The 15,012-nt window shown below is 69.7% G+C and carries 12 protein-coding genes; 8 read left to right on the top strand and 4 right to left on the bottom strand.

Annotated features, from left to right (window positions below; genetic code table 11):
• Positions 1-145: 145 nt before the first annotated feature.
• Positions 146-1,582, top strand: coding sequence for an HD domain-containing protein (locus tag IRZ30_RS10235; RefSeq protein ID WP_294084932.1), 1,437 nt, complete (start codon positions 146-148; stop codon positions 1,580-1,582).
• Positions 1,583-1,893: 311 nt separating this feature from the next.
• Here the strand turns inward: IRZ30_RS10235 and IRZ30_RS10230 are convergent, their stop codons facing one another.
• Together IRZ30_RS10230 and IRZ30_RS10225 are read right to left on the bottom strand one after the other, a co-directional pair.
• Entirely contained in the window at positions 1,894-3,573 is a 1,680-nt protein-coding gene (locus tag IRZ30_RS10230) for a hypothetical protein (protein WP_294084931.1), read from the bottom strand.
• A gap of 404 nt (positions 3,574-3,977) precedes the next feature.
• Positions 3,978-5,252, bottom strand: coding sequence for a GAF domain-containing sensor histidine kinase (locus tag IRZ30_RS10225; protein ID WP_294084930.1), 1,275 nt, complete (start codon positions 5,250-5,252; stop codon positions 3,978-3,980).
• A gap of 164 nt (positions 5,253-5,416) precedes the next feature.
• On the opposite strand from IRZ30_RS10225, the gene IRZ30_RS10220 reads away from it, so the two are divergent.
• Together IRZ30_RS10220 and IRZ30_RS10215 are read left to right on the top strand one after the other, a co-directional pair.
• Positions 5,417-5,719 carry a 4a-hydroxytetrahydrobiopterin dehydratase gene (locus IRZ30_RS10220; RefSeq protein ID WP_294084928.1) on the top strand — a complete coding sequence of 101 codons (303 nt, stop codon included), beginning with the start codon at positions 5,417-5,419 and terminating at the stop codon, positions 5,717-5,719.
• On the top strand, positions 5,712-5,984 hold the full coding sequence (locus tag IRZ30_RS10215) for a hypothetical protein (protein WP_294084927.1): 273 nt from the start codon (positions 5,712-5,714) through the stop codon (positions 5,982-5,984). The genes IRZ30_RS10220 and IRZ30_RS10215 overlap by 8 nt, the downstream gene beginning before the upstream one ends.
• A 417-nt stretch (positions 5,985-6,401) precedes the next feature.
• Here the strand turns inward: IRZ30_RS10215 and IRZ30_RS10210 are convergent, their stop codons facing one another.
• Positions 6,402-7,067 carry an HAD family phosphatase gene (locus IRZ30_RS10210; RefSeq protein ID WP_294084926.1) on the bottom strand — a complete coding sequence of 222 codons (666 nt, stop codon included), beginning with the start codon at positions 7,065-7,067 and terminating at the stop codon, positions 6,402-6,404.
• A gap of 185 nt (positions 7,068-7,252) precedes the next feature.
• Between IRZ30_RS10210 and IRZ30_RS10205 the strand changes: the two genes are divergently transcribed.
• Positions 7,253-8,224: a uroporphyrinogen decarboxylase family protein gene (locus IRZ30_RS10205; RefSeq protein WP_294084934.1), complete on the top strand. Its 972-nt coding sequence runs from the start codon at positions 7,253-7,255 to the stop codon at positions 8,222-8,224.
• 100 nt (positions 8,225-8,324) lie between these two features.
• On the opposite strand, the gene IRZ30_RS10200 is transcribed toward IRZ30_RS10205, so the two are convergent.
• Positions 8,325-9,242, bottom strand: a complete 918-nt coding sequence (locus tag IRZ30_RS10200) for a DUF4236 domain-containing protein (protein ID WP_294084925.1) — start codon at positions 9,240-9,242, stop codon at positions 8,325-8,327.
• A gap of 953 nt (positions 9,243-10,195) precedes the next feature.
• On the opposite strand from IRZ30_RS10200, the gene IRZ30_RS10195 reads away from it, so the two are divergent.
• The 4 genes from IRZ30_RS10195 (at position 10,196) to IRZ30_RS10180 (ending at position 14,776) form a co-directional block, all read left to right on the top strand.
• On the top strand, positions 10,196-11,320 hold the full coding sequence (locus tag IRZ30_RS10195; protein ID WP_294084923.1) for an FAD-dependent oxidoreductase: 1,125 nt from the start codon (positions 10,196-10,198) through the stop codon (positions 11,318-11,320).
• 416 nt (positions 11,321-11,736) lie between these two features.
• Positions 11,737-13,152: a chromosomal replication initiator protein DnaA gene (gene dnaA / locus IRZ30_RS10190; RefSeq protein WP_294084922.1), complete on the top strand. Its 1,416-nt coding sequence runs from the start codon at positions 11,737-11,739 to the stop codon at positions 13,150-13,152.
• A 264-nt stretch (positions 13,153-13,416) separates the two neighbouring features.
• Complete coding sequence (locus tag IRZ30_RS10185) at positions 13,417-13,845, top strand: hypothetical protein (protein ID WP_294084921.1); 429 nt, start codon at positions 13,417-13,419, stop codon at positions 13,843-13,845.
• Between the two features lie 184 nt (positions 13,846-14,029).
• Positions 14,030-14,776, top strand: a complete 747-nt coding sequence (locus IRZ30_RS10180; protein WP_294084919.1) for an Hsp20 family protein — start codon at positions 14,030-14,032, stop codon at positions 14,774-14,776.
• Positions 14,777-15,012: the final 236 nt, after the last annotated feature.

Genomic DNA, 15,012 nt, shown 5'->3' with positions numbered 1-15,012 from the left:
ACGCCACTGGGGCTCCTCCATCGAGCGGCCAGGTCGTGCGCGGGGCGGAGCGGGGTGCGGCGGTTGGCGTTGGGTGTGCTCTGCGGTGGGGTGGATGGGTAGAATCGTGCTGGTGACGCCGAGGGGGCGTGGGGTAGGAGGGTATGTGACTGAGCCGGACCGTGAGCGACGTGTGACCGCGACGGAGCGGACGGGGTCGCTGCTGGAGCGGCTGCCGCCGCAGATGCGGGCGATTACCGCGAGACTAGGGGATGCCTTCGCTCAGCGGGGGGCCGAGTTATACCTGGTCGGCGGCAGCGTGCGCGATCTGCTGCTCGGTCAGCCGGTCACCGACCTCGACTTCGCGACCTCGGCTGAGCCGGAGCTGACCAAGGCGGCCGGAGTGGCAGCCGGGGCCGACAGCGTCTACACGGTCGGGGAACAGTTCGGCACGGTCGGCTTCGTCTTCGACGACGTGAGTGTCGAGATCACGACCTACCGTGAGGAGCACTACCCGACACCCGACCGCCGGCCGACGGTCCGCCTGGGGACCGACCTCATCGGTGATCTGTCGCGCCGGGATTTCACGATCAACGCCATCGCGGTCGATGCCCGTGACGGCACGGTGCACGACCCCTTCGGCGGCCTGGATGACCTGGAGCGCCGGATCATCCGCGCGGTGGGCGACCCGAAGGCGCGGTTCGCCGAGGATCCGCTGCGGATCCTGCGCGCGGCACGGTTCGCGGCACAGCTTGACTTCCGTGTCGACCGGCGCACGCTGGCGGCGATGCGGGCGATGGGACCGGAGTTGGAGCGGATCAGCCGGGAGCGCATCGCGGCCGAGTTGAACCGCCTCCTGATCGCACCGGCGGCCGCGCGGGGGCTGGCCCTGCTGCACGAGACGGACCTGCTGCGCTGGGTCCTCCCCGAGGTGGTGCCGATGGCGGAGGATACCGGTGCCGGGCGCCACAAGGACATCTGGCTGCATACCCTGCGCGTCGTTGAGCAGTCGCCGCCGCGGCTGGCCGTCCGCTGGGCGGCGCTCTTGCACGACGCGGCCAAGCCGATGACCCGCTCGGTGGATGCGCGCGGTGAGGTGCACTTCTTCGGCCACGAGCGGGTGGGGGCCGATCTGGCGCGAAAGGCGCTGCGCCGCTTGAAGCAAGAGCGCGCCCTGATCGACCGGGTGTCCGGGCTGGTCGATATGCACCTGCGGCCGGCGAGCTACGACAGCACCTGGACCGACAGCGCGGTGCGCCGCCTGATGCTGGAGGCCGGCGACCTCTGGGACGACCTGCTCGACCTGGCCGCGGCCGACGTTACCAGCGCCCGTGCCCATCGCCAGCGCGAAGCAGCGCGCCGGATTGCCGCCCTGCGCGAGCACGCGCGCCGGCTGGAGGAAGAGCACGCGCTTGCCCAGCTCCAGAGCCCGCTCGACGGCCATGAATTGATGGCGATGTTTGGGCGCCCGCCCGGCCGCTGGATCGGCGAGGTGAAGGACCACCTGCGCGAACTGGTGATTGACGGTGTCCTTGCCCCGGACGATAAGGAAGGTGCGCGGGCCGAAGCCCTCCGCTGGATGGCCGAGCACGGAGACGCCTAGGCCGCGGCGCGGGGATCGCCTGGGACGCACCCCAGCCTAGTGGGTTGTTCGGGAGACGGATCTCACGCCGGAACTGTCGTGCAGCGGGGAGATCCTCCAACTCCGCCGGACCCGGCTCATCGCCGGCTCCGGCTCCGCTCAGGATGACACCTGCGCAAGCGCCTGTTTCATGCCCCAGACTCTCATGCAACGAGGCGGGCCATCTGGCCCGCCTCGTGCGTTATTGCCGCTCCACCACTCCACTGTGTGAACGAACGTTGGGTTGCCCGGTGGCGGCGTGTACGGGGCCACGCCGCTGCCGGGCGGATGGGCTAGGGAGCGTACACCTCGACCCGGTTGTTCTGGCCCAGGTGGAGCGCCTGGAACGTGTTGTAGGACAGCTCCACCGCCCAGCGCGCGCGCCAGGCAGGCTGGTCCCAGGTCGCGACCGAGTCGCCGATGGTGCACCACAGGGTCACCCCGTTGGCCGTGAGCCGCAGCCGTTGGCCCGGACGGAAGTCCGGATGGACGCAGTAGTAGCCGTTCGGATCCGGCGCCCAGCCGGGCACGGCGTTGCCCCAGCTCGCGTGGCGCTGGAGGGTGTACTCCCACCAGGCAACGGTGTAGCCGGGCGCGTAGTAGGCGGCCGGGCCGGTGCCGATGTACCGCAGCGCGGGCTCCGGCGCCGGCTCCGGAGGCGGTGGCTCGCGAAGCAGGTTGGCCGGGTGGTTGAACTCGGCCAACATCCACGCCTGGGTGTCGAGCACGTTGCTGACGAAGGCGTTCAGTGCCGGGTCGGACCAGTCAGGGTGGTTCGAGCCGGTGTAGTAGACGGCGAGGACGTGGCGCATGTCGCTGAACTGCGTGGCCAGCGGCGCGATGACGCTGGCCGCCAGGTCGGCGTTGACCGACGGGTCGAGCGCCCGCTTGTCACCGACGCTGGCAACGATCTCCGGACGGACGCCGAAGAAGCCGATGCCGCCGTTCTCCATCCGGCCCAGCGGTTGGAAGTTGCTGGCGACCTTCGCCAGGGCCGCGAAGAAGAATGGGTCGATCCCGTGCTCCAGGGCCTTGTCGACGATCAACTCACCTAGGGGCACGCCGGCCGCCAGCGAAATGAGCTGCGGATCGTCGGGCATCTTCAAGTCCCGCCACACGCGGTAGTGTAGGCCGGCGTTCCCGGATTCCGTCTGCCAGCCGGACGGGTTTGCCGGGTCGTAGGTCAAGACGCGGCGCTCGAACGCCTGCATCAGCACGCGTCGCGGCGCCCCGTTGATCATGGTATCGACCCAGTACGCCTCGGTCAGCGGGTGACCGACGACGTACTCCCAGGGGTACGGCTGGTCCTGGATCCAGCGGAGGAAGACGTCGGGGATGTTGTGGCCCAGCGCCGCGTCGTAGCCGGCGATCTGCACAGCGCTCTCGGCCACGCCGTCTTGCTCCACCGTCCCGTCGGCACGCAGCAGCGCCGTCACCGGCTGACCGATTTGGGACGGGCGGCGTGCGCGCTCCGGGTCATCGCCCACCGAGGCGAGCGGTGCCAGTGTCGCGTAGGTTGGCGAGAGCGGGTTGTTCGCGATATCGCCCGTTACCGGGATGTCGGCAGGGGCGGTCTGCACGAAGGTGCCATCGCCCACCTGGATCCGGCCGGTGATCAACTCCCCGACCAGCAAGCCAGGGGTGACATACCACAGGGAGTTGCGGTCACCGTTGGGATCGGTGATCTCCAGCCTGGCCTTGTCGAAGTAGTAGACCTGCCGTGATCCGTCCGGCGCGCTGCCGTACGGCTCGCGGGTGATCGAGCGGATGTGTGGTCCCCAGAGCCAGGACTGGTCGTGCCCGGTGCGGGCTGCGGGTCCATCGGCGCGTGTCCAGATGGACGGAATTGGGGATTCGGCGTACTCGGGGTTGAGGGCCAGGTCGGCCCCGAGGGTGGTGGTGGGCGCGGCGAGCATCGCGGTGAACGAGGCGACGACGACGGCGATTCCGCCGAGCAGTCTCCACCTATTCAACTGTGCCCCTCCCTTGCCGTGTGTCGCTCCACGGCGGTGTCCCAGATAGCGCGGGAACACGCCGGGCAGTGCGGCATCAGGGATTCCCCGTCTCCCTAAGGATTGCCGCACCCGATTCATGAGAATCGGCAAGCATCCTGTCACATGTCCCAGGCTCAGCGACGAGCCGGGGCGAATCCTACTGTTCAACGATCAAGAATGCAAGGAGAATGAACTAATTGTGAATCAATCATCACGCCTGCGACAGACTGTCGTCAGAAGCAGTTCATGTTGACCGGGAGAAACGACTCGCGCGGTCGACTTGCCTGCGGGTTGAGTCCGACGCAGGCGTGTGGAAGGGCAAATCACGGCGTGATGGTCACGTTCGGAGGGGGTGTGCAGCACGCGAATCCGGTGGGGAGCGCCTAGCTATCGGGGGCCACGCTGTGTCGGATGGGGAGCCGCAGAGTCACGGTCGTCCCCCCGCCGTTCCGGCTCTCGATGTCGATGGTGCCGCCGTGGCGCTCGACGATGGCGCGGCTGACGGTCAGGCCCAGCCCCAGCCCGCTGGCCTGCACTTGACGGCCAAGTGTGCCACGGAAGGATGGCTCGAAGACGCGACCGAGTTCCTCGACCGGGATGCCGATCCCGCGGTCTGCGATCGAGATGCATGCCGTATCCGAGCGGCGGAAGAGCCGCACGGTGATCGGACCGCCACTTGGCGAGTACATCGCAGCATTGATGAGCACGTTGTAGACGACCTGCTCCATCTGCTGTGGGTCATGGCTGGTCTCGATCGGCTCCGGTGCATCGAGGGTGATCTCGTGCCGGTCGGAGAGGCCGGTGCGTTCGACGCGCCTGATCGCGCCCTGCACCGTGCCGGAGAGATCGGCCAGCACGAGTCGCGGGGCGAGGCGGCCCCGCTCCAACCGGCTGAGGTCCTGCAGGTTCTGGATTACCCCGGTCATCGTGTCCACCAGCCGCATCGCGGCCTCCAGCCGGGCGGGGACGCGCGTGTAGTCGCCCTTGCGGGCAGCCATCGCCGCCAGTTGGACGTTGCTGCGCAGCCCGGTCAGCGGTGTGCGCAGCTCGTGGGCGAGTTGTCCCACGAGCGTGGTCATGGTCGCGCTGGGCGGCCTGCCTGCCTCCATCTGCTCCATCGCGAGCTCGGACGCGACCTGCCGCCCGAGGACGGTCAGCAGCGCGATCTCCTCGCTCGTGAGATGACGGGTGGTCAGCAGCCCCAGGATGCCGAGCGGCTCCTCCACGTGGGTCACGGGCACGCCGACAACCCAGCGGAGTGCGTGGGGCGCGGCATCCGGGATCAGGATCTCGGTAATCACATCCCGAGCTGGGATCTGGGCCGGTCGCCCACCGCGCATGATCCGGCCGAGGATCGAGTGCTGCACGTCGAGCGTTCCTTTGCGGAGGATGGGGAGATTGTGCTGCCCGCGGAACGCTCGGCGCCGCAGGGTCGCGCCGTCGGGCGCGACGAGCCACATCCCGGCGCCCCAGACATCTGGCACCTGGCCCAGGTGGCGCACGAGCAGCGGGATCGCCTCGGCTCCCCGGCCGGCGATCCCGCTGCTGCTCCGGGTGATCGCGGCGATCAGCGACGGTACGCCCTCTGCGAGGTCGCTCACGTCCGCCGCGTCCGCCGCGAGCGGATCGTACGCCCTGTCGCCGACGTGTTCAGTCATCGTACGTATCTCCTCCTCGTGCTGCTTTCGGCTGGTGTCGTTCCTGATACGCGCTGCAGCCTGCACATCGAGGACGTCTCTGCAACCATTGTGCCGCTGTGTCTGCATCCATCCGCCGAGCGGTCTAATGGTGACCGGGGAGTGACTAAGTGAGAGGAGCGACGATGGCACGATTGTCAGCCGAGGCGGCCCGCGGGGCCGTGGGAGCCCTCCCGGGGTGGACACTGACGGCCGAGGGCGCCGCGATGGAGAAAGTATTCCAGTTCCGTACGTTTCGCCAGGCCATGGCCTTCGTCAACCGGGTCGCCGAGTTGGCCACCGAGGCGCGCCACCATCCGGATATCCACATCAGCTACAACCGGGTGACGTTGACGCTGACCACCCACCACGAAGGGGGCCTGACCGAGAAGGACATCGCGCTGGCTCGTCGCATCGAGGAGGTGGGAGAGGGGGCGTCCGATGGGTAACCGGAACGAGCCGACCGACCTGCCGCCCGTACCGGTGCGCCACGCGCTCGCCGTCGCCGCGCGTGCGGCCGGTGTCGACCCGGAGCAGGTGACGTTGCTCGGCTACGAAGCTGTCACCTGGCCGGACGCTGCGCTCGGTGCCCCCGAGCCCGGGCGACTCTACGCGCAGGTCCTGACCCCCGGCTACCGCGTCCACCTTCGCGTCGCCGGGCTGTCCCTGACGTACCACACGGACCATGGCCGGCGCGCCGTTCCGGCCCGGTAAGGGGTTCCGGGTTGAGGATAGCTCCCATCAAGGCTCACAGGTTGATCGGGTCTAGGGGTGGTGTGAGGACCCTCGCGCCGTGGGCGTGCGTGTGGTGGGTGGTGGGACGGATCCCGCATCCTGGCACGTGCCCGGGGCTCAAGCCCCGGGCTGACAAGAAAAGCCGGCTTCAGCCGGCTCTTTGGAGCGCGGCGGCTCGGGCCGCCGCTTTGGTAGCGCGCAGGGGCTCGTGCCGCGCCGCCGTTGGGACGTGCGATGGGTGGTGCGACGGATCTCGCATCCCGGGCACCGGCCACGGCGTGGGAATCTTTGCGGCACCGCCCCTTAACCCGAGGGGTTCGCCAAACTCCACTACCTCGGGCACGCGCCGACCGATACACCCGGCGGATGTGTCAATCGTCACGCTGCCGCTGCGGCTCATGCGCGAGCCGCCGCCAGCGTCATTACCGTGGCCGGGGTGAGTTGGGTGACGACCTGATCGGCCCCGGCCGCGTACAGCGCCTCGGGATCCCCGGTGCGATCGACCGCCAGGCAGCGCATCCCGGCGCGTTTGGCGGCACGGACGCCGGGCGGCGCGTCCTCGATCACCAGGCACGCCTCGGGCGGGACCCCGAGCCGCTCGGCGCCGAGCAGGTAGGGAGCAGGGTTGGGCTTGCCCTCCGGCACCTCATCGCCGCTGACCGTGGCCTCGACCCAGCGGCCGAGCCCGAAGCGCTCCACCACCATCGCGATCTCGGACGCCAGCGCACCGGAGACGATCGCGATCCGGTACCCCGCCTCGGCCATGGCGCGGAGGGTCGCCTGCCCGTCGGTCAGCGGGCGGACCTCGCGGGGGAAGCGGCGGGCGAAGGCCGCTGCCTTGATCTCCAGCACCTCATCCAGGTCGACGTCCGCTCGCCCCGTTTCCTGCAGGTAGTCGCGGAAACCCAGCCAGTCGGTGCGGCCGAGGAAGACCCGCTCGTAGTCTCCCGGCGCCAGGGGCGGGAGTCCGACCGCCGTGAGGGCGTCGGCGACCGCGGCTTGGTGGACCGGTTCGCTGTCGATCAGGACCCCATCCATGTCGAAGAGGATCGCCCGGATCATTCCCTGTCCCTTTCCCCGCGCCGGAGCGCCAGCCCGGCGTGGCTATGGTACAGTCGCACCGCGCCGAGCCGGCAGCGGGTGATCGCCGCGCCAAGCATAGCAACCCACCCACCCCAGAGAAGGTGCTTGCCCTGACGGCGCCGCCGAGGGATCGTGGTATGGAGGGAGGACCGACCGTGACCGCGATGACGCGCTGGGAGCGAGTAGAGGCCGCGCTGGCGGGCCGCGAGGTGGACCGGGTGCCGGTTAGCCTCTGGCGCCACTTCCCCAACCAGGACCAGTCGGCCGAGGCGCTGGCCGATGTCACGCTCGCCTGGCAGAGCCGCTTCGACTTCGACTTCATCAAGCTCATGCCGCCGGGTGACTACGCCACCATCGACTGGGGTGCGGAGAGCGAGTACCAGGGCGCGCCGGGCGGCACGCGGCAGACGACCCGCTTCCCGGTGGTGGAACTGGACGACTGGCGCCGAATCACGCCGGTCGCGCCGGACCAGGGCATGAACCGCGAGGTCGTCGAGGCGGCCCGGCTGGTCAACGAGCGGCTAGGCGGCGAGGTGCCGGTGCTGCAGACGATCTTCAGCCCGCTCACCGTCGCCATGAAGCTCTCGGACGGCAAGGTCCTGGCCCACCTGCGCGAACGCCCCGACGTGGTCCACGCGGCGCTGGCGGCCATCACCGAGGTCACGCGCGGCGTGCTCACCGCCTCGCTGGAGCGCGGCGCGGGCGGCATCTTCTTCGCGACGCAGTGCGCCACCACGGACCTCATGACGGTCGAGGAGTATCGCGAGTTCGGCGTGCGCTACGACCTGCCGGTGCTGGAGGCGGCCGCCGGCTCACGCTTTACCCTGCTCCACCTGCACGGCACCAACATCATGTTCGAGGAGCTGAAGACGTACCCGGTGCACGCGCTGAACTGGCACGACCGCCGCACCTTGCCCTCCCTGGCGGAGGGTGAGCGCGCCAGCGGCCACTGCGTCGTCGGCGGGATCGACGAGAAGGGCATCGTCGACATGACCCCCGACGCGGCCGCCGCCCAGGCGCGGGACGCCATCGCCGCGCTGTCCGGCCGCCACGTCATGATCGCCCCCGGCTGCGTCATCCCCGTCGCCACGCCCGAAGCCACCATCAAGGCGGTCGTCGACGCAGTGCGGCAGTAGCGTACGGCCTGACCCTCGTCCCGGCGGCGCGCCAGCTCAATTCCGTAGCGGCGCGGCCGCCGGGGAGAGCTTGCCCCGGCGGCCGCATCGGATTCGTCCCCTACGGGCTGCGCCAGCGGGCGCGTGGGTCACCCGGCTTGGTCGAACACACCATCGGCGTCCCCTTGCTGGTCACGCCGCGGGCGCCCTCGGGCGAGCAGAACGCGCCGGGCCTAACGCCTTGTTGGATCCCCCCTGACGGTGCGGCCGGTGCGGCGGCTGGCACTGGCGTGGGAGTCGGCGGCACCGGAGTCGGCGGCTCCGGGGTAGGCGTCGGAGGCACCGGGGTTGGTGTGGGCGGCTCCGGTGTTGGTGTCGGGGCGAGTGTCGCGGTCGCTGTGGGGACGGTCGACGCCGTGGGGGTGGTCACTACCGGTGTGGCGTCGGCGCTCACGCGCGGCGTAGGAGTCGTGGCCGGTGTTCCGTAGTCGCCATAGACGGCCGCACCGGCCACGCCGGACAGTGGGATAAGCACCAACGCAGCCACGACGGCGAAGCGTAGCGGTGTCTCGCGCATCCACTGCGGTGTGCGCGCAACCCAGCGGTGCTGCATGAGACGGTCCATCGTCGCCGGTCGCTTCCACGCCAGCCCCAGCAGGGTCACGGCCCCAGCGATGACCAGCGGAAAGAGATAGCCGACGACGGTAATCACCACGCCAAACACCAGCAGCCCCACCAGGACGGTCAGACACCCACGGCCGGCCCCCGGTGCACAGCCGGTCGGGCGCTGCCCGCCGCCGCCGGACGCTTTGGAGGACGGCGCCTGGATGCGCCGCGTCCGCCGGGTGCGGCCGCCCGAGCTGAGGGTGCGGCTGTAGGAGATTCCGGTCCCCGGGATGCTGGTCGTGACCCGGACGCCCCGGTTGCTGACGTTGATCTTGGCGCCCCGCGGGCCGATGCTGGTACTGACGCCGCTCTTGCTCACATTGACCCGGACGCCGGGCGCGACCTTGACGCTCTTGCGAAAGCGGAAGCCCATGTTCGTGGCGACCCTTCGATGAACCCCTGGGCGGACAACGCGACGCCCGCTGATTCGAGCTGGGGAGAACAGGGCTCAGATCCAGGCGTTCGGTCTCGCCGCCCGGCGCGTGTCTGGGGCTAAAGCCGCCGGGCTGACAACGAAAGCTGGCTCAAGCCGGCTGGGGCGGAGCATCGCTCACATCCAGGTGGGAAGGTTCCCACTGCCCAGCCCGTGCCCGTGGCTAAAGTCGCCGGGCGGAATATGAAAAGCCCGCTAAAGAGGCTTCCGTATTCACCCCGCTGCTGCGATCCAGCACCCAGTCGGACGCAGCCTCCCCAGCCCCTTCAGTGGGCTTCGCCTTCTCAGCCCGGTGGCTTGAGCCCCGGGCACGGGCCGACTGGCGGACACTGTACCGCCTGGGTATGAGCCCCGGGCACGTGCCTCGATGCGGGAGCCTTCCACCACCCACCATGGGCACCAACTACGACGCTGGAGCCCTGCGCCACCACCGGGGCCGATCGCGGAGTTTGTCGGGATGAACCCCGGGATGCGGTCCCGGCGGCGATCCCACGGCTGCGTACAGACGAGATCGTGCTGAATCGTGTCCCATTGACAGTGTAGGAAGTCGGCAGATGGGCGTCAATGAGGCGCGGGTGGGCACGAGGTGCCTGTCGTTTGCCTTGACCCGGGAGATCACTCCCTCGCGGCGCTGTGGCGTGGCGGGGTTGTGTCTCCACACTCCCTGGAGCGGGGGTAGAATGCCTCGCGATGAGGGCAGTCGCGAACGAGGTGCGGGCTGGAAGACGGATGGCGGGCTTGGACCCCAAGCCGGGAATGGCTCGCGCGTAGGCGAGTGGGGTGTTCAGCGAGCCCGTGGCTACCGTGGCGGCTGTCCGTGACGAGCGATCGGCGTATCCCTTCCTAGCCCGCACCGGTGTGCCTGGGATACCGAGCGACGAGAGGGTGAGGCAGTGCCCGATATCGTGGTGATCGGCGGCGGGATCGTGGGCGCGGCCGCTGCGTACCGGCTGGCGCGCAGCGGGGTGCAAGTGACACTGGTGGACCGGAACGATCCGGGACAGGCGACGGCGGCTGGGGCGGGGATCATCGCGCCGGGGACGAGCCTGCGGCCGCTCCCGGCCTTCTACCCGATCGCTGCGCGCGCGATGGCGTTCTATCCAGACCTGCTCTCCCAACTCGCAGAGGACGGTGAGACGAACACCGGCTACGAGGTGGTCGGTTCGCTCTTCGTCGCCAGTGATGAGCAGGAAGCGGCGCGGCTCGACGAGGTACGGCGCCTGATGGAGGAACGGCGGGACCAGGGGATGCCGGGCATCGACGAGGTGCGGCGCCTCGACGGGCGCGAGGCCCGCGAGCTCTTCCCGGCCCTGGCGGACCTGCCGGGCGCACTCCATGTGCCGGGGTCGGCGCGGCTGGACGGCCGGCTCATGCGCGATTCGCTGCTGCGCGCCGCGGAGAAGCGCGGGGCGACGGTGCTGCGGGGCGATGCCCGGCCGGTGCGGGACGGCGAGCGGGTCACCGGCGTCGATGTCGACGGCCGGCGGATCGGGGCCGATGCCGTGATAATCGCCGGTGGGGCCTGGTCCAATGCCCTTGGGGAGGCGATCGGCCTGCGGATCCCGGTCGCGCCCCAGCGGGGGCAGATCCTGCACCTTGACCTGCCCGACACCGACACGAGCCGCTGGCCGATCATCACCGGTTTCCACTCGCACTACATGCTTACGTTCCCGACCAGCCGTGTCGTGGCCGGTGCGACCCGGGAGGACGGCTCAGGCTACGACTATCGCATGACCGCCGGCGGCGTCCATGAGGCCCTCAGCGAGGCGCTGCGGCTCGCCCCGGGGCTGGCCCCGGCCACGCTGCGCGAGGTCCGGATCGGCCTTCGCCCGGCCAGCCCGGACCACCTGCCGATCCTCGGCGCGGCACCGGGGTTTGCCAACGTCTACCTTGCGACCGGGCACGGGCCATCCGGCCTGCAACTCGGGGCGTACTCCGGGACCGTCGTGGCCGACCTGGCTCGCGGGGAGGCGGTCGATATTGACCTATCCCCCTTCGCCCTGGAGCGCTTCGCCTGACGGTCGACGCGGGTCACCGGACAGCCAGCAGGCCGTGCGTGGCTGCCCAGGTCGCGATTGCCGTCATCCTGAGCGAAGCGAAGGATCTCACGTCGGAACCGCCTCGTAGCGGAGAGATCCTTTGACGTCGCCGGGGGAGGCTCTCGCCGCCCTCGGCTCCGCTCAGGATGACGTAGTCCCAGGTTACGGATGGCTCCGCTCAGTCCGTCGAGGGCGTCCCGGCGGGACGTTGAGCGGGGGCCAGTGCGACGGGCGTGCTCTTGCGGGGAGCGTCGTCCCTCGTCTTACTCGCCATCCGTGACCGGTGGGCACATCTTGCGCCGGGCGCGGCGGCGTGCTACCATCTCCGATGCTGGGTGTACGTACACTGTTGTCCCAGTCGCCCGGCACGGAAATCCCCGGGGGAGTACGTTGCGATGCAGGCCAAACAACTGTGGCAGGCCGCCCTGAGCGATCTGGAGCAGACGCTCTCGCGGGCCAACTTCGAGACCTGGCTGCGCAACACGGAGATCATCAGCTTCGAGGACGACTGCGCCACCATCGGCGCGCCGAACAGCTTCGCCGTCGAGCAACTCCGCAACAAGTTCGCGCTGCAGATCCAGAACACGCTGTCGCTGATCCTCGGACGTAAGGTCGCGGTGCAGTTCACCGTGCTCAACGGTGGGCGCCGGCCGGCGCGTTCCGGGCGCCGCGCCGCGGCGGCCGAGCGCACGCACGCCGCGCCGCTGGGCGCATCCGGGGGTGGGGCGGCGACCGCGGTCGTGGGGATTCCGCAGCAGCTCGAACTGACGGCGACGCCGGAGCATGGCCTCAACCCCCGCTACGTCTTTGAGAAGTTCGTCGTCGGCTCCAACAACCGGCTGGCCCACGCCGCGGCGCTCGCGGTCGCCGATCGCCCGGCCGACAAGTTCAACCCGCTCTACATCTACGGCGGTGTGGGGCTGGGTAAGACCCACCTGCTGCACGCCATCGGTCACCGGGCGCTGGCGCGCTCCCCGGAACTGCGGATCCGCTACGTCTCCTCCGAGACGTTCACCAACGAGTTGATCAACGCCATCCGCCAGCAGCGGACCGAGGACTTCCGCAACCGCTACCGGACCATCGACATCCTGATGATCGACGACATCCAGTTCATCGCGGGCAAGGAGAGCACCCAGGAGGAGTTCTTCCACACCTTCAACGCGCTCTATCAGTCGGGCAAGCAGATCGTCATCAGCAGCGACCGGCCGCCCAAGGCGATCCCGACCCTGGCCGACCGCCTGCGCTCCCGCTTCGAGGGGGGCCTGCTGGCCGACATCCAGCCGCCCGATCTGGAGACGCGCGCGGCGATCCTGGCCGAGAAGGGCCGCGAGCAGGGGGTGACGGTCCCCGACGATGTCCTGGAGTACGTCGCCCGCAAGGTGGAGAGCAACATCCGCGAGCTGGAGGGCGCGCTGAACAAGATCATCGCGCTGTCCCAGCTCTACCACCGCCCGATCTCGATGGAGCTGGCGATCGAGGCGCTGAACGACAGCGTCGGCGCCGGGCGGCGTCAGGTGACCGTCGACCAGGTGGTGGATACGGTCGTCAACTACTACCAGATCACGCGGCGGGACATTACCGGCCCCGCCCGACGCCGCGACATCGTGCTGCCGCGCCAGGTGGCTATGTATCTGCTGCGCGAGGAGACCGGCTCCTCGCTGGTCGAGATCGGTCAGTGTCTCGGCGGGCGCGACCACACCACCGTGCTGCACGGGATCGAGAAGATGGAGCGCCAGATGGAGACCGACGCCCGCCTGCGCGGCGAGATCATGGCCATCCGCGAACTCCTCTACACCTCCGCAGAGTCCTGAGCCGGGTTGACGTCCCTCCTCCCCTGGTAACGGCGGGGTCGATCCGCGCTCCCGCTAAGACGGCGGTGTCCGCCGCTCACGTCGTCACGTGCCACGAAACCCGCCCCTCCTTGGTGCCCTGAGAGGGCTGAGGGGGTGTTGTCGGTGGGGCGGAGCGCTCGCGGCACGTTGCTTGCCCTCTCCTTGGGGACCGGACCTATAGCCCCGACTGCGGGGTAGTGTCTCGTGGCCGCCGTGGCTCGATGGGTCAGGGAGGGTGACACCATGAGCGAACGCATACCGATCGTGGCCGCGTTTCCGACGCCGGAGCGCGCGGCGCACGCGGTCGATGAGTTGCTGCGTGCCGGGTTCGACCGAGCCGCGATCGGGTTGTTCTCCCCCGACACTGCTCCGGGCGGGAGTGGCAGGAGTCGAGAGGCAGCCGGGGCGGCCGTGGCCGACTCGCTGGCCGGGCAGGGTGTGCCGGAGGCAGCGGCGCGGCGCGCGGCCGACGCAGTAGCCAGCGGCGAGGGCGTGGTGACGGTGCGGGCCGGTGCTCGCGACCGTGATGCTGTCCAGATCTTCCGCGACATGGATGCGGAGTTGCTTCATGTGGAGGGGATGGACGAGCACGGCTACCCCCTCGATGACCTGACGGGCGCTTTCGACGACACGATCCGTCCCGGGGACGGCCCGGGCGAACCGGCGCGGTGATGCCTGCGTGGTGCGTGTTGCGTAATGCGTGTGGGTGACGAGGGCCGTGCAGGTCGATCCGTGGAGCTGAGCGCGGTGAGGGCGCCGTGACGCGCTGTGGTACCAGCCAGACGGCATAGCGTTTGCGTGCCTCCCCGGCCGATGTGCGCTCCGTGCCGTGATGGGAGACTGGAGGGAACGACCAATGAGCGGCGAGACATGGGAACCGAGGAGCAGTCTGGAGTCGCTGCGCGAGGCGGTCGATCGGCTGCTGGAGAGTACGCCGTTTGTCCGCCGCGGTGGGGCGTTGCTCAACCTGCGGGACCGCGGTGATGAGTATGTCGTCACGGTCGCCATGCCGGGCGTGCGGCCGGAGGACATCGACGTGCGCATCAGTGGCACCATGCTCGAGATCACCGGTGAGACGCGCGAGATGGAGGAGCACGAGACGGGCCGCTGGCTGATCCGTGAGCGTGAGTTCGGGCGCATCGAGCGGATTGAATCGCTACCCGGTCCGGTGGACGTCGACCGGGCCACGACGCACTACGAGCACGGCATCCTCACCGTGCGGCTGCCTAAGCTCACCCCCTCCGGCGCCCGGCGGATTCCCGTCCGCGCCGGGAGCGAAGCCGCCCGGCCGCTCACCGCGGGCGGACAGGAGATGCCCGCAGGGCAGATGCAGGCGCGGACGTCCTCCGCCTCCTCCACGCAGCCGCGGCCGCTGGATCGGACCCAAGTGCGCGAGGGGATGGAGGTCGTGGGGGCCGACGGGCAACGTGTCGGCGTTGTCAAGGAGGTCCGTGACCGGGACTTCCTCGTGGACCGCACGATGAAACGCGATGTCTACATCCCCTTCGATGCCGCCACGAGCGTCGAGGGTACGCGCGTCACCCTGGCCATCGGGGCGGAGCAGGTCGACACCATGCACTGGGAAGAGCCGCGCCTCGCCTGATGCCGGCACCGCGTTGCACCGCGCGAGCGAGACGACCCGGGCGTCCTACCATGCGGCGACGCGCGCGGGGCTGAAGCCGCCGGGCTGACAACGAAAGCCGGCTCAAGCCGGCCGGGGCAGATCAGGCCTGATGCCCCGGCGATCGGGTGTTCGCCACCCGGCCTGTGCCCGGGGGTGAACCCCCCGGCCCCCGCCCCCGGGCCCGCGGCGGGGGCCAATTAACAGTGCGCGTTTGC

The organism is Sphaerobacter sp., from assembly GCF_019683595.1.
In the GTDB taxonomy this organism is placed as follows: domain Bacteria; phylum Chloroflexota; class Chloroflexia; order Thermomicrobiales; family Thermomicrobiaceae; genus Sphaerobacter.
This window is presented reverse-complemented; position numbering and strand designations above follow the sequence as displayed.